The sequence below is a fragment of the Streptomyces sp. NPDC017943 genome, assembly GCF_044328425.1.
Lineage (GTDB): Bacteria > Actinomycetota > Actinomycetes > Streptomycetales > Streptomycetaceae > Streptomyces > Streptomyces djakartensis_A.
The window spans coordinates 256,436-277,204 of sequence record NZ_JBIRHH010000001.1 but is presented as its reverse complement, the minus strand read 5'-3'; the positions used below and the strand labels follow the sequence as shown (position 1 = coordinate 277,204).

General features: G+C 71.8%; 21 protein-coding genes. 17 read left to right on the top strand and 4 right to left on the bottom strand.

The window, feature by feature from the left end; all coding sequences use genetic code 11:
• Position 1: 1 nt before the first annotated feature.
• From ACH4C6_RS01185 to ACH4C6_RS01160, 6 genes are all read left to right on the top strand, one after another.
• The gene (locus ACH4C6_RS01185) at positions 2 to 1,768 is read left to right on the top strand and encodes an ABC transporter substrate-binding protein (protein ID WP_398106454.1); all 1,767 of its coding nucleotides are present in this window, start codon (positions 2 to 4) and stop codon (positions 1,766 to 1,768) included.
• Between the two features lie 91 nt (positions 1,769 to 1,859).
• Positions 1,860 to 2,870 carry an ABC transporter permease gene (locus ACH4C6_RS01180; RefSeq protein WP_333933850.1) on the top strand — a complete coding sequence of 337 codons (1,011 nt, stop codon included), beginning with the start codon at positions 1,860 to 1,862 and terminating at the stop codon, positions 2,868 to 2,870.
• Positions 2,867 to 3,952, top strand: coding sequence for an ABC transporter ATP-binding protein (locus ACH4C6_RS01175; protein ID WP_398106453.1), 1,086 nt, complete (start codon positions 2,867 to 2,869; stop codon positions 3,950 to 3,952). Before ACH4C6_RS01180 ends, ACH4C6_RS01175 begins: the two co-directional genes overlap by 4 nt.
• Entirely contained in the window at positions 3,949 to 5,082 is a 1,134-nt protein-coding gene (locus ACH4C6_RS01170; protein WP_398106452.1) for an ABC transporter ATP-binding protein, read from the top strand. The genes ACH4C6_RS01175 and ACH4C6_RS01170 overlap by 4 nt, the downstream gene beginning before the upstream one ends.
• 63 nt (positions 5,083 to 5,145) lie before the next feature.
• The gene (locus tag ACH4C6_RS01165; protein WP_333933847.1) at positions 5,146 to 5,820 is read left to right on the top strand and encodes a trimeric intracellular cation channel family protein; all 675 of its coding nucleotides are present in this window, start codon (positions 5,146 to 5,148) and stop codon (positions 5,818 to 5,820) included.
• Between the two features lie 74 nt (positions 5,821 to 5,894).
• Entirely contained in the window at positions 5,895 to 6,755 is an 861-nt protein-coding gene (locus ACH4C6_RS01160) for a thioesterase family protein (RefSeq protein ID WP_398106451.1), read from the top strand.
• A 75-nt stretch (positions 6,756 to 6,830) separates the two neighbouring features.
• Here the strand turns inward: ACH4C6_RS01160 and ACH4C6_RS01155 are convergent, their stop codons facing one another.
• Entirely contained in the window at positions 6,831 to 7,469 is a 639-nt protein-coding gene (locus ACH4C6_RS01155; protein ID WP_398106450.1) for a TetR family transcriptional regulator, read from the bottom strand.
• A 116-nt stretch (positions 7,470 to 7,585) separates the two neighbouring features.
• On the opposite strand from ACH4C6_RS01155, the gene ACH4C6_RS01150 reads away from it, so the two are divergent.
• The 3 genes from ACH4C6_RS01150 (at position 7,586) to ACH4C6_RS01140 (ending at position 9,294) form a co-directional block, all read left to right on the top strand.
• A complete protein-coding gene (locus ACH4C6_RS01150; protein WP_398106449.1) occupies positions 7,586 to 7,750 on the top strand; it encodes a hypothetical protein in 165 nt (54 codons plus the stop codon).
• A 45-nt stretch (positions 7,751 to 7,795) separates the two neighbouring features.
• Positions 7,796 to 8,062, top strand: a complete 267-nt coding sequence (locus ACH4C6_RS01145) for a DUF4190 domain-containing protein (RefSeq protein ID WP_369193605.1) — start codon at positions 7,796 to 7,798, stop codon at positions 8,060 to 8,062.
• A 62-nt stretch (positions 8,063 to 8,124) separates the two neighbouring features.
• Positions 8,125 to 9,294, top strand: coding sequence for a cysteine desulfurase family protein (locus ACH4C6_RS01140; protein ID WP_398106448.1), 1,170 nt, complete (start codon positions 8,125 to 8,127; stop codon positions 9,292 to 9,294).
• A 21-nt stretch (positions 9,295 to 9,315) separates the two neighbouring features.
• Here ACH4C6_RS01140 and ACH4C6_RS01135 read toward each other — a convergent pair whose 3' ends face one another.
• On the bottom strand, positions 9,316 to 9,981 hold the full coding sequence (locus ACH4C6_RS01135) for an N-acetylmuramoyl-L-alanine amidase (RefSeq protein ID WP_398106446.1): 666 nt from the start codon (positions 9,979 to 9,981) through the stop codon (positions 9,316 to 9,318).
• 60 nt (positions 9,982 to 10,041) lie between these two features.
• Between ACH4C6_RS01135 and mnmA the strand changes: the two genes are divergently transcribed.
• Positions 10,042 to 11,172, top strand: a complete 1,131-nt coding sequence (gene mnmA / locus ACH4C6_RS01130; protein ID WP_398106445.1) for a tRNA 2-thiouridine(34) synthase MnmA — start codon at positions 10,042 to 10,044, stop codon at positions 11,170 to 11,172.
• 43 nt (positions 11,173 to 11,215) lie between these two features.
• Here the strand turns inward: mnmA and ACH4C6_RS01125 are convergent, their stop codons facing one another.
• Both ACH4C6_RS01125 and ACH4C6_RS01120 read right to left on the bottom strand, forming a co-directional pair.
• Positions 11,216 to 11,998 carry an alpha/beta fold hydrolase gene (locus ACH4C6_RS01125; RefSeq protein WP_398106444.1) on the bottom strand — a complete coding sequence of 261 codons (783 nt, stop codon included), beginning with the start codon at positions 11,996 to 11,998 and terminating at the stop codon, positions 11,216 to 11,218.
• Between the two features lie 61 nt (positions 11,999 to 12,059).
• Positions 12,060 to 12,383 (bottom strand): DUF427 domain-containing protein, encoded by a 324-nt coding sequence (locus ACH4C6_RS01120; protein ID WP_398106443.1) that lies wholly within the window; start codon positions 12,381 to 12,383, stop codon positions 12,060 to 12,062.
• A gap of 80 nt (positions 12,384 to 12,463) precedes the next feature.
• Between ACH4C6_RS01120 and ACH4C6_RS01115 the strand changes: the two genes are divergently transcribed.
• The 7 genes from ACH4C6_RS01115 to gatC all read left to right on the top strand — a co-directional run bounded on the left by ACH4C6_RS01115 (position 12,464) and on the right by gatC (position 20,768).
• Positions 12,464 to 13,267: a class I SAM-dependent methyltransferase gene (locus ACH4C6_RS01115; protein ID WP_398106442.1), complete on the top strand. Its 804-nt coding sequence runs from the start codon at positions 12,464 to 12,466 to the stop codon at positions 13,265 to 13,267.
• The gene (locus ACH4C6_RS01110) at positions 13,264 to 13,803 is read left to right on the top strand and encodes a TIGR00730 family Rossman fold protein (RefSeq protein WP_398106441.1); all 540 of its coding nucleotides are present in this window, start codon (positions 13,264 to 13,266) and stop codon (positions 13,801 to 13,803) included. The genes ACH4C6_RS01115 and ACH4C6_RS01110 overlap by 4 nt, the downstream gene beginning before the upstream one ends.
• A gap of 68 nt (positions 13,804 to 13,871) precedes the next feature.
• On the top strand, positions 13,872 to 14,570 hold the full coding sequence (locus ACH4C6_RS01105) for an SDR family oxidoreductase (protein ID WP_398106440.1): 699 nt from the start codon (positions 13,872 to 13,874) through the stop codon (positions 14,568 to 14,570).
• A gap of 30 nt (positions 14,571 to 14,600) precedes the next feature.
• The gene (locus tag ACH4C6_RS01100) at positions 14,601 to 15,608 is read left to right on the top strand and encodes a methionine synthase (protein ID WP_398106439.1); all 1,008 of its coding nucleotides are present in this window, start codon (positions 14,601 to 14,603) and stop codon (positions 15,606 to 15,608) included.
• A gap of 15 nt (positions 15,609 to 15,623) precedes the next feature.
• Complete coding sequence (ligA, locus tag ACH4C6_RS01095) at positions 15,624 to 17,819, top strand: NAD-dependent DNA ligase LigA (protein ID WP_398106438.1); 2,196 nt, start codon at positions 15,624 to 15,626, stop codon at positions 17,817 to 17,819.
• A 258-nt stretch (positions 17,820 to 18,077) separates the two neighbouring features.
• On the top strand, positions 18,078 to 20,357 hold the full coding sequence (locus tag ACH4C6_RS01090; protein ID WP_398106437.1) for a putative bifunctional diguanylate cyclase/phosphodiesterase: 2,280 nt from the start codon (positions 18,078 to 18,080) through the stop codon (positions 20,355 to 20,357).
• A gap of 114 nt (positions 20,358 to 20,471) precedes the next feature.
• The gene (gene gatC / locus ACH4C6_RS01085; RefSeq protein ID WP_018531282.1) at positions 20,472 to 20,768 is read left to right on the top strand and encodes an Asp-tRNA(Asn)/Glu-tRNA(Gln) amidotransferase subunit GatC; all 297 of its coding nucleotides are present in this window, start codon (positions 20,472 to 20,474) and stop codon (positions 20,766 to 20,768) included.
• Position 20,769: the final 1 nt, after the last annotated feature.

The window sequence follows — 20,769 nt, the reverse complement described above, 5'->3', positions numbered from 1 at the left end:
AATGAGGGGGCTTCCTCAGGTGAAGACGAGAAGGGTGACCGCCGGCGTTGCGTCGGTCCTGGCACTGTCGCTCGGTGCTGCCGCGTGCGGCGGCGGAGGCGACGACAACGACGGGGGAGGCAGCGGCAAGAAGGACGCCGCGCTGAACTCGATCGTCAACGCGTCCGACAAGAAGGGAGGGACGGTCGCGTACGAGCACTCGGACGTGCCGGACTCCCTCGACCCGGGCAACACGTACTACGGCTGGGTCCAGAACTTCTCGCGGCTCTACGGCAGGACGCTCACCACGTTCAAGCCGGCCGCGGGCAAGGAAGGCCTGGAGGTCGTGCCGGACCTCGCCGAGTCCCTCGGCAAGTCCAGCCCGGACGCCAAGACCTGGACGTACAAGCTGCGTGCGGGTGTGAAGTTCCAGGACGGCACCCCGGTGACGTCCAAGGACGTCAAGTACGCCATCGAGCGCTCCAACTTCGCGCCCGAGGCCCTGTCGAACGGCCCGACGTACTTCAAGGCCTACCTCGAGGGCGGCGACAAGTACAAGGGTCCCTACAAGGACAAGTCCGCCGACGGCATCAAGTCCATCGAGACGCCGGACGACCGGACGATCGTCTTCAAGCTGAAGCAGCCGTTCGCGGACTTCGACTACCTGGCGACCTTCTCCCAGACGGCCCCCGTGCCGCAGGCGAAGGACACCGGCGCGAAGTACGTCCAGGCCATCCAGTCCTCCGGCCCGTACCAGTTCCAGTCCTACGAGGAGGGCCGCGGCGCCACCCTCGTGCGGAACAAGCAGTGGGACGCGAAGACGGACCCGATCCGCAAGGCTCTGCCGGACAAGATCACGATCAAGTTCAAGGTCAACCCGGTCACGGTCGACAACAACCTGCTGTCCGACAAGATCACGGCTGACGCGGCCGGCACCGGTGTGCAGCCGCAGACCCAGCCGAAGGTGCTGCGCGGCAAGTACGCCAACCAGACCGACAGCTCCTACGCGGGTGCCACGCAGTACATCGCGCTCAACGTCAACGTGAAGCCGTTCGACAACGAGCACTGCCGCAAGGCCGTCCAGTGGGGCCTGAACAAGCAGTCCGTCCTGGACGCGATGGGCGGCTCCCCGAAGGGCGACGTGGCGACCACGCTGCTGCCGCCGTCGGTCAACGGCTACACCAAGTTCGACACCTACGCGACCGAGGGTCACAAGGGTGACGTGGCCAAGGCCAAGGCCGAGCTGAAGGAGTGCGGCAAGCCGAACGGCTTCAACACGATCCTGACCGCTCGTTCGGACCGTCCGGCGGAGGTCGCGGCCGCGACCGCCATCCAGGCGTCGCTGAAGAACATCGGCGTCAACATCGAGATCAAGCAGTTCCCCTCCGGCAAGTACTTCTCGAACTTCGCCGGTGTCCCGAGCTACGTGCACGACAACAAGCTCGGCATGCTCTCGATGGCCTGGGGTGCCGACTGGCCGACCGGCTACGGCTTCCTCGACCAGATCATCAACGGTGCCGCCATCAAGCCCTCCGGCGGCAACAACCTGATGGAGCTGGACGACCCGAAGATCAACAAGGCCCTGACGGACGCGATCGCCAACACCGACGACGCGGCCCGCACCAAGGCCTGGGGTGACATCGACAAGATGGTGCTCGACAACGCCTCGGTCGTCCCGCTGGTCTACCGCAAGAACCTGCTGCTCCGGCCGGTGTCCGCCAGCAACGTCACGGTCACGCAGGCCTACCTGGGCATGTACGACTACCTGCTGATGAGCTCCTCGAAGTAACTCAGCAGGCCGGATCCTTTCGAAAGGCAGGTGAAGGCAACGGGTGGCCGCGGCGGACGATCCCGCCGCGGCCACCCGGGGCCGTACAGCTGTGGCTGCGTACATCCTCCGACGCGTCATGGGCGCGGTGCTGTTGCTGCTGGTGGTCAGCGCAGTCACCTTCGCCATCTTCTTCCTCGTTCCCCGCCTCGGGGGGCAGACGGCCGACCAGTTGGCCACCCAGTACGTCGGCAAGGACGCGAACCCCGCCTCCGTCGCCGCGATCAAGCAGAACCTGGGACTGGACCAGCCGGTCTACGTCCAGTACTGGGACTTCATCAAGGGCCTCGTGGTGGGCGCCGACTACAAGTTCGGCCCTGACGCGACGCACTGCAGCGCACCCTGCTTCGGCTACTCCTTCAAGAGCCACATCGAAGTGTGGCCCCAGTTGGAGCAGCGGATCCCGGTGTCCTTCTCGCTGGCCATCGGTGCCGCGGTGATCTGGCTGGTCTCGGGTGTGACGACCGGTGTCATCTCCGCCCTGCGCAAGGGCAAGCCGATCGACCGCATCTCGATGTTCATCGCCCTGGCCGGCGTCTCCCTGCCGATCTTCTTCACCGGCCAGATCCTGCTGGCCCTCTTCGTCTACGAGATCCCCATCTGGGACAGCATCGACTACGTGCCGTTCACCGAGAACCCGGCCGAGTGGGCCTGGCACCTGGTGCTCCCCTGGGTCAGCCTCGCCTTCCTGTTCTCCGCGCTGTACGCCCGGCTCACCCGGGCGGGCATGCTGGAGACGATGAGCGAGGACTACATCCGCACCGCGCGGGCCAAGGGCCTGACGGAGTCCACGGTCGTCGCCAAGCACGGCCTGCGCTCCGCGCTCACCCCGATCGTCACCATCTTCGGCATGGACTTCGGCACCCTGGTCGGCACCGCGGTGCTCACCGAGACGGTGTTCTCCCTCCAGGGCATCGGCGCATACTCGGTCCAGGCCATCAAGGACAACGACCTGCCCATCGTGATGGGCGTGACCCTGGTCGCCGCGTTCTTCATCGTCTTCTGCAACTTGATCGTCGACCTGGTGTACGCCGCCATCGACCCCCGGGTGAGGTACTCGTGAGCAAGCTCGACAAAGCCGCGCTCGGCGAACCGGACGACACCACCGCCCCGTCCGCCCCGGACGACGCGTTCCTGTCCGTCCGCGACCTGCGCATCCACTTCGACACCGACGACGGCCTGGTCAAGTCCGTCGACGGCGTCAGCTTCGACGTGCGCAAGGGTCAGACCCTGGGCATCGTGGGCGAGTCCGGCTCCGGCAAGTCCGTCACCTCGCTCGGCGTGATGGGCCTGCACCGCTCGGCGCGCGCCAAGGTCACCGGCGAGGTCTGGCTGGACGGCCAGGAGCTGATCGCGGCCGACCCCGACGCCGTACGGCGGCTGCGCGGGCGGAAGATGGCCATGATCTTCCAGGACCCGCTGTCCGCGATGCACCCGTACTACACCGTCGGGCACCAGATCGTGGAGGCGTACCGCGTCCACCACGACGTCAGCAAGAAGGCCGCCAAGCAGCGGGCGGTGGACATGCTCGACCGGGTCGGCATCCCCGAGCCCGGCAAGCGCGTCGACAGCTACCCGCACGAGTTCTCCGGCGGTATGCGCCAGCGCGCCATGATCGCCATGGCCCTGGTGAACAACCCCGAGCTGCTGATCGCCGACGAGCCGACCACCGCCCTGGACGTCACCGTCCAGGCGCAGATCCTGGACCTGATCCGGGACCTGCAGAAGGAGTTCGGCTCCGCGGTCATCATGATCACCCACGACCTGGGCGTCGTCGCCGAGATGGCCGACGACCTGCTGGTCATGTACGGCGGCCGGTGCGTGGAGCGCGGCCCCGCCGAGGACGTGTTCTCCGCGCCCCGGCACCCCTACACCTGGGGCCTGCTCGGCTCGATGCCGCGTCTGGACCGGGACGAGACCGACCGGCTCATCCCGATCAAGGGCTCGCCGCCCTCCCTCATCAACCTCCCGTCCGGCTGCGCCTTCCACCCGCGCTGCCCGTACGCGGACATCCCGAAGGACAACGTCACCCGCACGGTCCGTCCCGAGCTGACCGAGGTCGGCGGCTCGCACTGGGCCGCCTGCCACATGACCCAGGAGCAGCGGGAGCGTATCTGGACCGAAGAGATTGCGCCGAAGCTGTGAGCGACGACAAGACGGTGAGCGCACCGGACACCAGCGCACCCACCCTCACCAAGGACACCGCCGACGGCGAGATCCTGCTGAAGGTGAGCGGTCTGGAGAAGCACTTCCCGATCCGCAAGGGCCTGCTCCAGCGGCAGACCGGCGCGGTCCGCGCCGTCGACGGCATCGACTTCGAGGTCCGCAAGGGCGAGACGCTCGGCGTCGTCGGCGAGTCGGGCTGCGGCAAGTCCACCATGGGCCGGCTGATCACCCGGCTGCTCGAACCGACCGGCGGCTCGGTCGAGTTCGAGGGCAAGGACATCACGCACCTGAAGACCGGCGAGCTGCGCCCCATGCGCCGCGACGTGCAGATGATCTTCCAGGACCCGTACTCCTCGCTGAACCCGCGGCACACGATCGGCACGATCGTCGGCGCCCCCTTCCGGCTGCAGGGCGTCGAGCCCGAGGGCGGGGTCAAGAAGGAGGTCCAGCGGCTGCTGTCGGTGGTCGGCCTCAACCCCGAGCACTACAACCGCTACCCGCACGAGTTCTCCGGCGGCCAGCGCCAGCGCATCGGCATCGCCCGGGCCCTCGCGCTCAACCCCAAGCTGGTGGTGGCCGACGAGCCGGTCTCCGCGCTGGACGTGTCGATCCAGGCGCAGGTGGTGAACCTGCTGGACGACCTCCAGGAGGAACTCGGCCTGACGTACGTGATCATCGCGCACGACCTGTCGGTCGTCCGGCACGTCTCGGACCGGATCGCGGTGATGTACCTCGGCAAGATCGTCGAGCTGGCCGACCGCGACAAGCTCTACAAGTCGCCGATGCACCCGTACTCCAAGGCTCTGCTGTCGGCCGTGCCGATACCGGACCCCAAGCGCCGGGGCGTCAAGAGCGAGCGCATCCTGCTCAAGGGCGACGTGCCCTCGCCGATCGCGCCGCCGAGCGGCTGCCGCTTCCACACCCGGTGCTGGAAGGCGACGCAGATCTGCAAGACGACCGAGCCGCCGCTGGTGGAGCTGCGGGCCGGTCAGCGCGTGGCCTGCCACCACCCGGAGAACTTCGAGGACCAGCAGCCGCAGGACACCGAGCTGCTGTCCTCGGCCAAGGAAGTGACCGCGGAGAACACCGCCACCGCCGTGCAGAAGTGACTCCGCCCGAGCCCCCGCACCGTACCCCGGGGCGGGGGCTCACCCGTGGGGGAAAATGCACGGGTGCTCCAGCAACTCTTCAGTCCGTCCGTCCAGCACACGCTCGACCTGATCGGCATCTTCGTCTTCGCGATCTCCGGCGCGCTGCTGGCCGTGCGCAAGAACTTCGACGTCTTCGGCATGGCCGTCCTCGCCGAGGTCACCGCGCTGGGCGGCGGGCTCTTCCGCGACCTGGTCATCGGGGCCGTCCCGCCCGCCGCCTTCACGGACCTGGGGTACTTCCTCACCCCGCTGCTCGCCACGCTCCTGGTGTTCTTCCTGCACCCCCAGGTGGAGCGCATCCAGGTCGCCGTGAACGTCTTCGACGCGGCGGGCCTCGGCCTGTTCTGCGTCGCCGGCACCACCAAGGCGTACGAGTACGGGCTCGGCCTGACCGCCTCCGCCGGCCTGGGGCTCACCACCGCGGTGGGCGGGGGCGTGCTGCGGGACGTCCTCGCCAACGAGGTGCCCTCGCTGCTGCGCTGGGACCGCGACCTCTACGCGGTCCCGGCGATCGTCGGCGCCGCCCTGGTCGCCCTGTGCATCCGCTACGACGCCCTGAACCCGTTCACCAGCTCCCTCGCGGTGATCACCGCCTTCGTGCTGCGCCTGCTGGCGATGCGCTACCACTGGCGCGCCCCGCGGGCCTGGCACCGCAGGTCGACGGTGAGCGAGGAGGAGCAGCCCGTGCTGCCGTGACGGCCGGGGAGCCCCTCGCGCGGAGCGCGGCACAAAAGCTACCGCTTAGTAGCTGATTCTTGTACTGTTCAGCCATGCCAGAAGCAGCCTCCGCCCCGGCCGTCCGGGCCTCGATCGGCGACAGCGAGTTCGACCGCGACACCGCGCTGACCCGCCGCGCGCCCGGCGTGTACGACATCGACCTCTCCGCCGGCTGGACGATCATCAGCGCCGTCAACGGCGGCTACCTGCTCGCGGTCCTCGGCCGCGCCCTCGCGGACGCCCTCCCGCACGCCGACCCCTTCACCGTCTCGGCGCACTACCTGACCGCGTCCCAGCCCGGCCCCGCCGTCGTCCGCACGGACGTCGTCCGCACCGGCCGCACGCTGTCGACGGGCCAGGCCTCGCTCTTCCAGTACGACGACGAGGGCCGCGAGGTCGAGCGCATCCGCGTCCTCGCCTCCTACGGCGACCTGGACGCCCTGCCCGACGACGTGCGCACCACGGCCCGGCCGCCCGCCATCCCGCCGCCGGAGCACTGCTTCGGCCCCGAGGACGGGCCGGCCCCCGTGGACGGCAGTTCCGCGATCACCGAGCGCCTGATGCTCAAGCTCGACCCCTCCACCCTGGGCTGGGCCCTCGGCCAGCCGTCCGGCAAGGGCGAGATGCGGGCCTGGTTCGGCTTGAAGGACGGGCGCGACCCCGACCCGCTCTCGCTGCTGCTCGCGGTGGACGCCCTGCCGCCGACCGCGTTCGAGATGGGGCTGAAGGGCTGGGTGCCGACCGTCGAGCTGACCGTGCACGTCCGGTGCCGCCCGGCCCCCGGCCCGCTGCGGGTGTCGATCACCACGCGCAACCTCGCCGGCGGCTTCCTGGAGGAGGACGCCGAGGTCTGGGACAGCGCGGACCGGCTGGTGGCCCAGTCCCGGCAGCTGGCGCGGGTGCGGCTGGGCTGAGGCCCGGCGGCCTTCACGCCACAGGGGCGGTGCGCTCGTGAACGGGCGCGCCGCCCCCGTGTCGTCTGCGCCGCATCAATCCAGCCAATGCCGGCGGCCCAGGCCGATCAGCCGCATCTGCCGGGCCGCCACCCGGGCGACCTGCCGCTCGCGCTCCTCGCGCTCCTCGCCGGGACTCTCCAGCACCTCCAGGAACAGCGACGCCGTGCTGAGCATCTGGTCCACGTAGAGGTGGGCCAGCATCAGCAGGTCGTCCCCGCTCCAGCCCTGCGACACCGGGTCCTTGGCCAGCTCGTCCCCCACCTCCCGGGCGAACCGGTCCAGTTGCTCGCGTATGGCCTCGCGCACCCGCTGGACACCGCCGTGCCGTTCCCGGGCGATGAACCGGACGTGCGCGGGGTACCCGTCGACGTGACGAGCGATCAGTTCGATGGTGCGCGTGACGCGTTCCTCGTGGTCACCCGTCGTGGACACCGTCGTCCGGATCATCGGGTGCAGGCTGCCCAGCGCCTCCTCGACCAGGGCCACGCCCAGATCCGCCGTGGACCGGAAGTGGCGGTAGAAGGCGGTCGGGGCCACTCCGACGGCGCGGGTGACCTCGCGCAGCCCGAGGCTGCTCAGGCTCTGCTCCTCGAGCAGCGCCAGGGCCGCGTCCAGGAGCGCCTGCCGGGTCTTCTGCTTCTGGGCCTGCCGGATCCCGAGGGTGTGACTCATACCATGCAGTTAACAACTGTTCTCTGGAATTGAAAAGTCATGAGAGGCGCTAGACTGGGAAGTCAGTGAACAACTGTAACTACAACCGTTCACCGAAACTCAGGGAGCTGTTTCCCGTGCTGTTCATCGTCGCCGCGCTGCTGCTGCTGGGTGTCCTGCTGGGCACCGTCGCCCACGCGCCGCTCACCTTCTCCGTCGGCGCGGGCATCGTCATCGCCGTCTGGCTCGCCGTCTTCGCGCTGCGCGAGCGCGGCCGCCGCCGCCACACGCAGGCCCACTGACCGCCGACCGCCGCACGACCGCACCCACCTCGGGAGTCGATCACCATGCAGCTCACCGCTCCGGCCTCGCGCCGCACCGGTCTCCGCGACACCGACGGCATGGCCGTCGCGTCCTTCGTCCTCGGCCTGCTGGGCCTGCTCGTGCTGAACCTCCTGCTCGGCCCCATCGCCATCGTGCTGGCGAGCGTCGCCCTGTGGCGCGGCACCGAGCGCCGCGGCCGCGCGCTGCTCGGCCTGGGTCTCGGCATCGCCGACCTGGTGGTCCTCGCGACCTTCATGCAGTTCGACAGCTCCATCTCCTGGAGCCTGTAGCCCCGCCGGCGGGCCCTCCGCGCCCCGGGGCGGCCGGGGCGAGCCGTAGAATCGGGCTCACCATGGCTTACCTCGACCACGCCGCGACCACCCCGATGCTCCCGGAGGCGGTTGAGGCGTTCAGCGCCCAGCTGGGTGCCACCGGCAACGCGTCGTCCCTCCACGCATCGGGCAGGCAGGCCCGCCGCACCGTCGAGGAGGCCCGCGAGTCCCTCGCCGAGGCCCTCGGCGCCCGCCCCAGCGAGGTCGTCTTCACCTCGGGCGGCACGGAGGCCGACAACCTCGCCGTGAAGGGCCTGTACTGGTCACGCCGGGACGCCGACCCGGCCCGCACCCGCGTCCTCGCCAGCCCCGTCGAGCACCACGCGGTCCTCGACGCCGTGCACTGGCTCGGCGAACACGAGGGCGCCACCGTCGAGTACCTGCCCGTCGACGCGCACGGCCGCGTCCACCCCGGCGCCCTGCGCGAGGCCATCGCCCGCAACCCCGATGACGTGGCCCTCGCCACCGTGATGTGGGCCAACAACGAGATCGGGACGATCCTGCCGATCCGCGAACTGGCCGACGTCGCGGCCGAGTTCGGCGTCCCGCTGCACTCGGATGCCGTCCAGGCCTTCGGCCAGATCCCGGTGGACTTCGCCGCGTCCGGCCTCGCCGCGATGACCGTGTCCGGCCACAAGATCGGCGGCCCGTACGGCATCGGCGCGCTCCTCCTCGGCCGCGAGCACACCCCCGTGCCCGTCCTGCACGGCGGCGGCCAGGAGCGGCACGTGCGCTCCGGCACCCTCGACGTGCCCGCCATCGCGTCCTTCGCGGTCGCCGGACGGCTCGCCGCCGAGCAGCGCGAGTGGTTCGCCCGCGAGATCGGCGCCCTGCGCGACGCCCTCGTGACCGCGGTGCGCCGAGCCGTCCCGGACGCCGTCCTCGGCGGCGACCCGGACCCGGCCGGACGCCTGCCCGCCAACGCGCACTTCACCTTCCCCGGCTGCGAGGGCGACTCCCTGCTGCTGCTCCTCGACGCCCAGGGCATCGAGTGCTCCACCGGCTCCGCCTGCACCGCCGGCGTCGCCCAGCCCAGTCACGTCCTGCTGGCCACCGGCACCGACCCGGACCTGGCCCGCGGCACCCTGCGCTTCTCCCTCGGCCACACCTCCACCGAGGCCGACGTCGAGGCCCTGGCCAAGGCCATCGGCCCGGCCGTGGAACGGGCCCGGGCGGCGGGGCTCACGTAGGTCCGGCGCCGGGTCGCCCGGTCACGCCGGTGCCGTGCGCGCCCGCCGCACCAGCCGCATGTACCGGTCCCAGTCCCAGTGCCGCCCCGGGTCGGTGTGGTCCGTGCCCGGGACCTCCACGTGGCCGATGATGTGCTCGCGGTCGACGGGGATGCCGTAGCGGGCGCATATCCGGGCGGTGAGGCGGGCCGAGGCCGCGTACATCTCGTCCGTGAGGTCCTGCGGGCGGTCCACGAAGCCCTCGTGCTCGATGCCGACACTGCGCTCGTTGTAGGAGCGGTTGCCCGCGTGGTAGGCCACGTCCAGCTCGCGGATCATCTGCGTGACGTGCCCGTCCTGGCGGACGATGTAGTGCGTGGCCGCCTTGTGGCCCGGGTCCTGGAAGGCCTTCACGGCACTGTCGAAACTGCCCTGCGTCACATGGACGATCACCATGTCTATGCCGTAGTCGTCGGGCCGGTCCGCCCGGCGCCAGTTCGCCTCCGACGCGGCCACCCAGCGCGCGCCCGCGAAGTCGACCTCGCCCTCCTTGCGGGGCTTCTCCACCCCGGGGGTGCGCCACCACAGCCGCGCCAGCTCGTCACGGGCCAGCACGGCCGAGCCCGCCGCGGCCACCGTGCCGCCGATCAGCAGCGCGCGGCGGCCCACCCTGCGGTCGCCGTCCTTCGAAGCCTTCCGCTGTCCCATGTGATCGTCAACGGATACCCGGCGGCCCCGGTTCCCGCGCCCCCGTACCCTGGAGGGGTTATGACTGAGACCCCGCAGCGCTCCCGCCCCCTCCGCGTCCTGGCCGCCATGTCCGGCGGCGTCGACTCCGCCGTCGCCGCCGCCCGCGCGGCCGAAGCGGGCCACGACGTGACCGGTGTGCACCTCGCGCTCTCCGCCAACCCCCAGTCCTTCCGGACCGGCGCGCGGGGCTGCTGCACCATCGAGGACTCCCGCGACGCCCGCCGCGCCGCCGACGTCATCGGCATCCCCTTCTACGTGTGGGACCTCGCCGACCGCTTCCGCGAGGACGTCGTCGAGGACTTCGTCGCCGAGTACGAGGCCGGCCGCACGCCCAACCCCTGCCTGCGCTGCAACGAGAAGATCAAGTTCGCCGCCCTTCTCGACAAGGCGCTCGCCCTCGGCTTCGACGCGGTCTGCACCGGTCACTACGCCAAGGTGATCGTCCGCGAGGACGGCACCCGGGAGCTGCACCGCGCCTCCGACATGGCCAAGGACCAGTCCTACGTCCTCGGCGTGCTCGACGACCGGCAGCTCGCCCACGCCCTGTTCCCGCTGGGCGACACCGTCACCACCAAGGACGAGATCCGCGCCGAGGCCGAGCGCCGCGGCCTGGCCGTGGCCAAGAAGCCCGACTCGCACGACATCTGCTTCATCGCCGACGGCGACACCCAGGGCTTCCTGGCGCGGCGGCTGGGCAAGGCCGAGGGCGCCATCGTCGACGAGGCCGGCAACAAGCTGGGCACCCACGAGGGCGCGTACGGATTCACGATCGGCCAGCGCAAGGGACTGCGCATCGGCACGCCCGCCGCCGACGGCAAGCCCCGCTACGTCCTCGACATCTCCCCGGTGGACAACACGGTGACGGTCGGCCCGGCCGGCGCCCTCGACGTCACCGGACTGCGGGCGATCAAGCCGCGCTGGTGCGGCGCCGCCCCCACCGGCCCCGGCACCTACACGGCCCAGCTGCGCGCCCACGGCGGCGAGAGCGAGGTCACCGCCGAACTGGTCGACGGCACCCTGGAGGTCGCCTTCACCGAGCCGGTCCGCGGGGTGGCCCCCGGCCAGGCGATCGTGCTGTACGACGGCACGCGCGTGGTGGGCTCGGCGACGATCGCGTCGACCACGAGGGCCACGGCCGGGGTGGCCTGACCCGCCGACGGCGACCGGCCGGGCCCACGCACGCGTGGCCCGGTCAGTCCCGGCCGAAGAACTCCGTCAGCGCCGGTGCCAGCACGTTCGGCTCCACCATGTGCGTCTGGCCCTGCAAAGCCCGGTAGGCGCCCTGCGGCACGCAGTCCGCGATCGCCCGGGCCGCCTCGCGCAGCCACCCGGGACTTGCCTCGCCGGCGACCGCCAGGACCGGCACCCCGACCTTGCCCAGGCGGTCGCGCGGGACCCGGCCGTCGCGCATCACGGCGTCGTCGTAGGCCAGGCTCGGGGCGATCGCCTCCATGCCGGCCCACATGGGGGACTGGCGGGCGCCCTGGATGACGTTCTCCGCCAGGCCGGTCAGCCGCAGGAACAGCTCCACCGCGTCCCCGCGCCGCCCCTCGCCGAGCGCCTCCGTCAGCCGCCGGGTGTACTCCGCGCGTTCCCCGGCGCCCTCCTCGGACATCGCGAACGGTGTCTCGTACACGGCGACGCGGCGCACCGGCAGCCCGGCGGCCGCCGCCTCCAGTGCCAGCGCCCCGCCCGAGGAGATGCCGTACAGGAACGCCTCGCCGCCCACCGCCTCGATCACCGCCGCCAGGTCCTCGACCTCGCGTTCCACCGCGTAGGGCGCGGTGTCACCGCTGGCGCCGCGGCCCCGGCGGTCGTACACGACGGCCTGGAAACGCTCCGAGAGCGACACGGCCAGCGGCGCGAGCGTGCCGCCCGTCGACATCGCGCCGCTCACCAGCACGACCGCGGGGCCCTGCCCGGTGCTCTCGTAGGCGATGCGGGTGCCGTCGCGCGAAAGGGTCTTCTTGTCCATGCCCATGCAGACTGCCGCACCGCGCGGACTTCATCGGTGAGGCGAGCCGCGCGTCAGCCGATCACACCACTTCGACCTCGTAGAAGCACAGGTGATCCCTGATCCCGGCGACATCCGGCTTGGGGTCGGGATACGCCCAGACGAGGTCGTCCGCGCCCGGCCGCGACCAGTAGGCGGCGGTGCCCTTGAACGGGCAGTACGTCTGCGTGTCCGACGGCGTCAGCAGATCCAGGCGCACGTCCTCCGGGGGGATGTAGTAGCGCTCCGGGCAGCCCGTCTCGCGCAGCACCAGCGCCCGGTCGCTGTCCGCGAGGACGTCCCCGCCCTGCACCACGCGCACGTGCCGGTCGCTCCGCTCGACGGTGATGCGGTGTCCTGTCGTCACGATCGCTCCTCCTCGGGTAGCCGACTCCCCGTGTACAGCGCACGCTGAAGCGGAGTTCTTCCCCCGCCGCTGGAGGCCCCATGCGTGCCACCGACCCGTCCGGCAACCGCTCCAGCCTGCTGCACCAGGTCCGCTACGCCCTGCGCCACCCCGAGCGCGTCCCCGCCCACGCCCGGCGCGCGGCGCGGGACGCCCTGCTGCGGCTGCGCCACCGCGACCACGTCGCCTACTACCGGGCCGTGATGGCCTCCGACGCGGCCCGCAGCGTCGAGGCCGCCGTGGGGCACAACCCGTCGCGCGAGCAGTGGGAGCGCATCGGGCGCCTCCAGTTCGACTACCTCGTCGGCCACGGCCTGCGGCCCCACCACCGGATGCTCGACATCGGCTGCGGAAACCTGCGCGCCGGGCGGCTGTTCATCGAGCACCTCGACACCGGCAACTACTACGGCATCGACATCTCGCCGCACATCCTGCTCGCCGCCCAGGACACCCTGGTGGCCGACCGGCTCCAGGCCAAGCTGCCGCACCTGACCCTCGCCGCCGACCTCACCTTCGCGTTCCTGCCCGAGGGCCACTTCGACGTGGTGCACGCGCACAGCGTCTTCTCCCACTCCCCGCCGGACGTCATCGAGGAGTGCCTCACCCACGTCGGCCGCGTCCTGGCCCCCGGCGGCTTCTTCGACTTCACCTTCGACCGCACGGAGGGCGAGGAGCACCAGGTGCTGCACGAGGACTTCTACTACCGCACCCGCACCCTGACCGAACTCGCCGCGCGGCACGGCCTCGACGCCCGGTTCATGGACGACTGGGAGCGGCTCCCGCACCGGCAGTCCAAGATGCGCCTGACCGTCGCGTCCGGGCGGGCCCGTACCGTGGGCGCATGAACATCTGCGTCTTCCTCTCCGCCGCCGACCTCGACGAGCGCTACACCCGGCCCGCCCGCGAGTTCGCCGAACTGCTGGGCAGGGGCGGCCACACGCTCGTGTGGGGCGGCTCGGACGTCGGCCTGATGAAGGTCGTCGCCGACGGGGTGCAGGAGGCCGGCGGCCGGCTCGCCGGCGTCTCCGTGCGCTTCCTCGCGGCCAAGGTCCGCCCGGGCGTCGACGAGATGGTGATCGCCGAGGACCTGGCCGAGCGCAAGAAGCTGCTGCTGGAGAAGGCCGACGCCGTGGTCGTCATGGTCGGCGGCACGGGCACGCTCGACGAGGCCACCGAGATCCTGGAGCTGAAGAAGCACGGGCACACCGACAAGCCGGTGGTCCTGCTCAACACGGCCGGCTTCTACGACGGCCTGAAGGAGCAGTTCCGCCGCATGGAGGCGGAGGGCTTCCTGCCCCGCCCGCTCACCGAGCTGGTGTTCTTCGCGGAGGAACCGGTCGGCGCCCTGGCCTACCTGGAGGAGAGCCAGGGCATCGACTGACCCGGGGCAGGGGGGCAGGGGGCGCGGCCTGCTGCCCGGCGCCGGCCCCGGCCCCGGGTGATGCGAGCATGGCGCCCATGGCTACTCATGTGATCACCGGAGCCGGCTCCGGCATCGGCGCGGCCGTGGCCCGCCGGCTGCACGCGCGCGGGGACGAACTCGTGCTGCACGCGCGCGACGCGGGCCGCGCCAAGGAACTGGCCGCCGCGTTCCCCGGGGCGAGGACCCTGGTCGGCGACCTCGCCGACCCCGACAAGCTGTCCTGGGCCTTCTCCCACCAGTCGCTGCCGGACCGCGTGGACTCCCTGCTGCACATCGCCGGGGTCGTCGACCTCGGCCCGGTCGGCGAGCTCACCCCGAAGACCTGGCGCCACCAGCTCAACGTCAACCTCGTCGCCCCCGCCGAGCTGACCCGCCACTTCCTGCCGCAGCTGCGCGCCGCCCGCGGCCACGTGCTGTTCGTCAACTCCGGCGCCGGCCTCAGCGCGCACGCCGGCTGGTCCGCCTACGCCGCCTCCAAGCACGGGCTGAAGGCCCTCGCCGACTCCCTGCGCCAGGAGGAGCACGGCAACGGCGTGCGGGTCACCTCCGTCTACCCGGGCCGCACGGCCAGCCCCATGCAGGCCAAGGTCCACCAGCAGGAGGGCAAGGAGTACGACGCCGCGCGCTGGATCGACCCGGAGTCGGTCGCCACCACCCTCGTGATGGCCCTGGACCTGCCGCGGGACGCCGAGGTCAACGACCTGACGGTGCGGCCGGGCGCCTGACCGCGGCGGCCCGTTCACTAGGCTGTCGCGGTGAGCGAAAACAGCCAGTTCAGGTTCGGTGCCGCCACCGGCGTGGGCTCCATGCCCGGCGGCGACGCCCGCGAGGCCGCCAAGACGGTCACCGGGACCTTCGAGGACTTCCCCTTCCTGCCCGAACTGCCCGCCCGGGGCCCCGGCGCGGACATGATCGGGCGGACCGCCGGCATGCTCGTCGAGCTCTACGCGCGCGTGGAGCCCAGCGGCTGGCGGCTGGGGGACCGGCCGGGCCGGGACACCAGGCGGGCCCGCTCCTGGCTCGGCGAGGACCTCGACGCGCTGGAGGAGTTCACCCAGGACTACCGAGGGCCGCTGAAGGTCCAGGCCGTCGGGCCGTGGACCCTCGCGGCCAACCTGGAGCTGCGCGGCGGCGAGGCCGCCCTCTCCGACGCCGGCGCCTGCCGCGACCTGGCCGCCTCGCTCGCCGAAGGGCTGCGGGAGCACCTGGCCGAGGTGCGCCGGCGCGTGCCCGGCGCCCGGCTCGTGCTCCAGCTCGACGAACCGTCCCTCGCCGCCGTGCTGCGCGGGCAGGTGAAGACCGCCAGCGGTTACCGCACGCACCGGGCCGTGGACCGGCAGGTCGCCGAGCAGACGCTGCGCGACCTGGTCGCGGTGCATCCGGACGGCCCGGTCGCCGTCCACTCCTGCGCCCCGGACGTCCCCTTCGCCCTGCTCCGCCGGGCGGGCGCGGCGGCCGTCTCCTTCGACTTCTCCTTGCTCACCGAGCGTGACGACGAGGCGATCGGGGAGGCGGTGGAGGGCGGCACCCGGCTCTTCGCCGGTGTCGTCCCGTCCGCGGAGGGACCATTGTCAGACCCTGCCGGTAGCGTCATGGGTGTCAGGACGCTGTGGCGCAGGCTGGGGCTGTCTCCGGGGCTTCTCGCGGAGGCGGTCACGGTCACCCCGGCGTGCGGGCTCGCGGGGGCCTCCCCGGGGTACGCGCGCACGGCTCTCGCCCACTGCGCCAGGGCGGCGAGATCCCTCGCGGACAACCCAGAGTAACGGGAGGACGACACGGTGGCCGGCGACAAGCAAGCGGAGACGACGACGGTGCCCGCCGAGGCACGGGAGAAGCACGCGCGCCTCGCGGAGCAGATCGAGGAGCACCGCTTCCGCTACTACGTGAAGGACGCTCCCGTCGTCAGCGACGCGGAGTTCGACCAGCTCCTGCGGACCTTGGAGGGTCTGGAGGAGGAGTATCCCGAGCTGCGCACCGCGGACTCGCCGACCCAGAAGGTCTCCGGGTCCTACGAGACGGAGTTCACGGCGGTCGCGCACCGCGAGCGGATGCTCTCCCTGGACAACACGTTCAACGACGACGACCTGGCCGCCTGGTTCGACCGGATCGCCCGCGAACTGGGCGAGCAGACCTACCACTTCCTGTGCGAGCTGAAGGTCGACGGCCTCGCCGTGAACCTCACCTACGAGCACGGCCGCCTGACCCGCGCGGCGACCCGCGGCGACGGCCGCACCGGCGAGGACATCACGCCCAACGTCCGCACGATCGCCGAGATCCCGGACCGCCTCGCCGGCGACGACCTCCCCGACCTGGTGGAGATCCGCGGCGAGGTCTACTTCCCGATGGAGAAGTTCCAGGAGCTGAACGCCCGTCTCGTCGAGGCAGGCGACAAGCCCTTCGCCAACCCGCGCAACGCGGCGGCCGGTTCGCTGCGCCAGAAGGACCCGCGCGTCACCGCCACCCGCCCCCTGCACATGGTCGTCCACGGCATCGGCGCCCTGGAGGGCTTCACCGGACTGACCCGCCTCTCCCAGGCCTACGACCTGCTCAAGACCTGGGGCCTGCCCACCTCCCGGCACAACAGGGTGGTCGACGGGCTCGACGGCGTACGGGAGTTCATCGCCCACTACGGCGAGAACCGCCACTCCGTGGAGCACGAGATCGACGGCGTGGTCGTCAAGCTCGACGAGATCCCCCTCCAGGGCCGCCTCGGCTCCACCTCGCGCGCCCCGCGCTGGGCCATCGCGTACAAGTACGCCCCGGAGGAGGTCAACACCAAGCTGGTCAACATCCGCGTGGGTGTGGGCCGTACGGGCCGGGTCACCCCGTACGCCCAGGTCGAGCCGGTCACGGTCGCCGGCTCCGAGGTCGAGTTCGCCACGCTGCACAACCAGGACGTGGTCAAGGCCAAGGGCGTCCTCATCGGCGACACGGTGGTGCTGCGCAAGGCCGGTGACGTGATCCCGGAGATCCTCGGGCCCGTCGCCGACCTGCGGGACGGCAGCGAGCGCGAGTTCGTCATGCCGAGCGAGTGCCCCGAGTGCGGCACGCCGCTGCGGCCCATGAAGGAGGGCGACGTCGACCTGCGCTGCCCCAACGCGCGCAGCTGCCCCGCCCAGTTGCGCGAGCGCCTGTTCTACCTCGCGGGACGCAAGGCGCTGGACATCGAGCACTTCGGCTACGTCGCCGCCGCCGCCCTGACCGCCCCGCTGGAGCCCGGGACGCCGCCGCTGGTCGACGAGGGCGACCTGTTCGACCTCACCATCGAGCAACTGCTGCCCATCAAGGCCTACGTCCTCGACCCGGACAGCGGTCTGCCCAAGCGCGACCCGAAGACCGGCGAGGAGAAGGTCGCCACGATCTTCGCCAACCAGCACGGCGAACCCCGCAAGAACGCGGTCGCGATGCTGGAGAACATCGCCGCGGCCAAGGAGCGCCCCCTGGCCCGCGTCCTCACCAGCCTGTCGATCCGTCACGTCGGGCCGGTCGCGGCCGAGGCGCTGGCCCGCGAGTTCCGCTCGATCGAGCGGATCGACCAGGCAGGCGAGGAGGAGCTGGCCGTCACCGACGGGGTCGGCCCGACCATCGCGGCCTCCCTGAAGCAGTGGTTCGCCGAGGACTGGCACCGGGAGATCATCCGCAAGTGGAAGGCCGCCGGCGTCCGCATGGAGGAGGAGGGCAGCGGCGGCGACGAAGGCCCGCGCCCCCTCGAAGGACTCACCGTGGTCGTCACCGGCACCCTGGAGAAGTTCACGCGGGACGGCGCCAAGGAGGCGCTGCAGAGCCGCGGGGCGAAGGTCACCGGCTCTGTCTCGAAGAAGACGTCGTTCGTGGTCGTGGGTGACAGTCCCGGGTCCAAGTACGACAAGGCGATGCAGCTGAAGGTTCCGGTTCTGAACGAGGAGGGCTTCGGCGTCCTGCTGGAACAGGGGCCCGAAGCGGCGGCCGAAGTCGCGCTTTCGTCCGAGGAGTAGCGGTTGAAGGCCACCCGTTCGGCGCATACCAGATGCATACGGGTGGCCGGGGCGCATTCGGGCAACCGTCGGCGACCGCCGCCCGAGGAAGCCTTCCGCGGCCTACTGTTGAGATGTGCGCCTGCCGTGCCCAGCTGCGGTCGGGGCATCCTCGTGCTCGGGCAGGGGCGCGGGGAAGGGTTTTCCAGCGCGGGCCGTTGAGGTTGTCGGGCACCGGCCCGCGTGGCGTGGGCACCGCCGGCTGTGAGAGGGACGGGAATGGAACCGACCGAGAGCGCCGTGCCGGGCTCACGGCTGCGCATGCGCCGCATGGCGGTCGCGTGGCGTGCAGTCCGTGGAGCGGGCCGGCCGGCGGGACGTCCGGGCGCGGGAGTGCGTGCCGCCGGACAGTACTCCGCGGACGGGCACACCACGGGGGAGCGAGCCGCCGGGCCGGACGGCCGCGGGACCCCGGGACCGGGCGCCGAGGACCGACCCGCCCTCGGCGCGGCGGACACCGACCGGCACGCCTCCTGGCCCGCCCTGCCCACCACGGTCGTCGCGGCGGCCGGCCTCGTCCTCGGCGCCGGCTTCCAGCGCGCCTTCACCGGCGGCCACGCCCTCTTCCCGTCGGGCACGGCCGGCTGGTCGCTGGCCGTGCTGACCGGCCTGATCGTCGGCCATCTCGTCATGCTCGGCCGCTCCCGCTGGTGGGGCGGCACCGGATCGGGCGCCGCCCTCACCCTCGCCGTGCTGCTGCTGTACGGCTGGGTCCCGGCCGGGATGGTCAGCCTCACCGTCGTCGTCCTGGTCGGGGTCGCCCGGCGCAACCGCTGGCGCCAGGGGGTGCTGCACGGCGCCGTCGACCTGCTCGGCATCGGCGCCGGGGCCCTGGTGCTGGCCGCCTTCGGCACGGTGCCCTCCGTCGAGTCCCCGGCGGATCCCGCCTCCTGGACGCCGGCCACCGGGCCGCAGGTCGCCCTGGTCGCCGTCGCCTACCTGGCCGTCACCCGTGTCCTGCTGTGGTACCTGCACGCCCCGCGCCCCGGCCTGCCCACCGTCGCCCGCACCGCCCTGGTCAGGCAGGGCCTGGTCGCCGTCGCGCTGCTGGGCATCGCACCGCTGGTGTGCGTGGTCGCCGTGGCCAAACCGATCCTGCTGCCGCTGTTCGCCATCCCCCTCGTCGCCCTGGACTCCACCCTGTGGATAGCCCGGGCCCGGGCGGAGGAGCAGTTGCGCGACCCGCTGACCGGGCTCCCCAATCGGCAGTGGCTGCTCGAACGGATCTGGACCGCGCTGGACGACGCGGAGCGGATCGACGCCCGGGCCGCCCTGATGCTGATCGACCTCGACCGTTTCCGGTCGGTCAACGACACCCTCGGTCATCTGGCGGGGGACCGGCTGCTGCTCCAGATCGCCGACCGGCTGCGGGTGGCCCTGCCGCGCGGCGCCGAGGCCGCCCGGCTCGGCGGGGACGAGTTCGCCGTGTTACTGCCGGTCGCCGACTCCACCACCTCCGCGACGCGCGTGGCCCGCACCCTCGTCGCCGCGCTCAGCTCCCCGCTCGACCTCGACGGCCTCACCCTCGTGCTGGAGGCCAGCGCCGGGGTCGCCGTCTTCCCCGACCACGCCCTGGACGCCGAAGGACTGCTGCGCCGCGCGGACGTGGCGATGTACCAGGCCAAGCGGGACCGCACGGGAGTGGAGGTCTACGAGTCCAAGCGCGACTCCAACACCCCCGACCGGCTCGGTCTGCTGGGCGATCTGCGCCGCGCGCTCGACGCGCACGAGGTGCACCTGCACTACCAGCCCAAGGTCCGGTTCGACGGCCAGGTGGCGGGCCTGGAGGCCCTGGTCCGCTGGGTGCACCCGGAGCGGGGCAAGGTCCCGCCGGACGAGTTCATAGCCATCGCCGAGTCCTCCGGACTCATGCCGCACCTCACCGAGTACGTCCTGGAGACCGCGCTCGGCCAGGTCGCCCGCTGGCGCGAGCAGGGCCTGTTCGTGCCGGTCGCGGTGAACGTCTCCCCGCGCGACGTGCACACCCCCGGCTTCGCCGGCTCCGTCGCCGCCCGGCTGGCCCGGCACGGCGTCCCGGCGGGAGCGCTCCAACTGGAGATCACCGAGCACGTCCTGCTGGAGGACCCGCAGCGCGCCGCCGACACCCTCAACGCGCTGACCGGGCACGGCGTGAAGATGTCCCTGGACGACTTCGGCACGGGCTACTCCTCGCTGGTGCACCTGCGCCGGCTGCCGGTCAGCGAACTGAAGATCGACCGCTCGTTCGTGGCCCGGCTCGCGATCGACACCGAGGACGCCGAGATCGTGCGCTGCACGGTCGACCTGGCCCACTCCCTCGGGCTGCTGGTCGTCGCCGAGGGCGTCGAGGACGACGAGACCTGGGAGCGCCTGCGCGACCTCGGCTGCGACGCCGTGCAGGGGTGGCTGGTCGCGGCCGCGATGCCGCCCGAGGAGACCACGGCGTGGCTGCGGGCGCGCGGACCACGGGGGTGGCAGCGGCCGCGCGCCGCGCTGCCGGCGGCCACGGCCGACGAGTAGGGGGCGGCCCGGCCCCCCGCGTCGGTGCCGGGCACGGCAAACCGTTTCACGGTCACCGGCCCCGGACCCATAGGATTGGGCCAAACCCGTTCACTCACCCCAGAGGATCGCTGCATGCCTGGCATCACGCGCGAGGAGGTCGCCCACCTCGCCCGGCTGGCGCGTCTGGAGCTGAAGCCCGAAGAGCTCGACCACTTCGCAGGCCAGCTCGACGACATCATCGGCGCGGTCGCCCGCGTCAGCGAGGTCGCCGACCAAGACGTACCGCCGACCTCGCACCCGCTCCCGCTGACGAACGTCATGCGGGCGGACGAGGTCCGTCCGTCGCTCACCCCCGAGCAGGCGCTCTCCGGCGCCCCGGCCCAGGAGCAGCAGCGTTTCAAGGTGCCGCAGATCCTGGGGGAGGACTAGG

Bases quoted from the DNA above. Each gene is read 5' to 3' on its own strand.
- ACH4C6_RS01160 (WP_398106451.1), top strand. From the start codon at position 5,895: ATGCCAGAAGCAGCCTCCGCCCCGGCCGTCCGGGCCTCGATCGGCGAC.
- ACH4C6_RS01155 (WP_398106450.1), bottom strand. From the start codon at position 7,469: ATGAGTCACACCCTCGGGATCCGGCAGGCCCAGAAGCAGAAGACCCGG.
- ACH4C6_RS01090 (WP_398106437.1), top strand. From the start codon at position 18,078: ATGGAACCGACCGAGAGCGCCGTGCCGGGCTCACGGCTGCGCATGCGC.
- ACH4C6_RS01125 (WP_398106444.1), bottom strand. From the start codon at position 11,998: ATGGACAAGAAGACCCTTTCGCGCGACGGCACCCGCATCGCCTACGAG.
- ACH4C6_RS01115 (WP_398106442.1), top strand. From the start codon at position 12,464: ATGCGTGCCACCGACCCGTCCGGCAACCGCTCCAGCCTGCTGCACCAG.
- ACH4C6_RS01110 (WP_398106441.1), top strand. From the start codon at position 13,264: ATGAACATCTGCGTCTTCCTCTCCGCCGCCGACCTCGACGAGCGCTAC.
- gatC (WP_018531282.1), top strand. From the start codon at position 20,472: ATGCCTGGCATCACGCGCGAGGAGGTCGCCCACCTCGCCCGGCTGGCG.
- ACH4C6_RS01105 (WP_398106440.1), top strand. From the start codon at position 13,872: ATGGCGCCCATGGCTACTCATGTGATCACCGGAGCCGGCTCCGGCATC.
- ACH4C6_RS01145 (WP_369193605.1), top strand. From the start codon at position 7,796: ATGCAGCTCACCGCTCCGGCCTCGCGCCGCACCGGTCTCCGCGACACC.
- ACH4C6_RS01140 (WP_398106448.1), top strand. From the start codon at position 8,125: ATGGCTTACCTCGACCACGCCGCGACCACCCCGATGCTCCCGGAGGCG.
- ACH4C6_RS01185 (WP_398106454.1), top strand. From the start codon at position 2: ATGAGGGGGCTTCCTCAGGTGAAGACGAGAAGGGTGACCGCCGGCGTT.
- ACH4C6_RS01135 (WP_398106446.1), bottom strand. From the start codon at position 9,981: ATGGGACAGCGGAAGGCTTCGAAGGACGGCGACCGCAGGGTGGGCCGC.
- mnmA (WP_398106445.1), top strand. From the start codon at position 10,042: ATGACTGAGACCCCGCAGCGCTCCCGCCCCCTCCGCGTCCTGGCCGCC.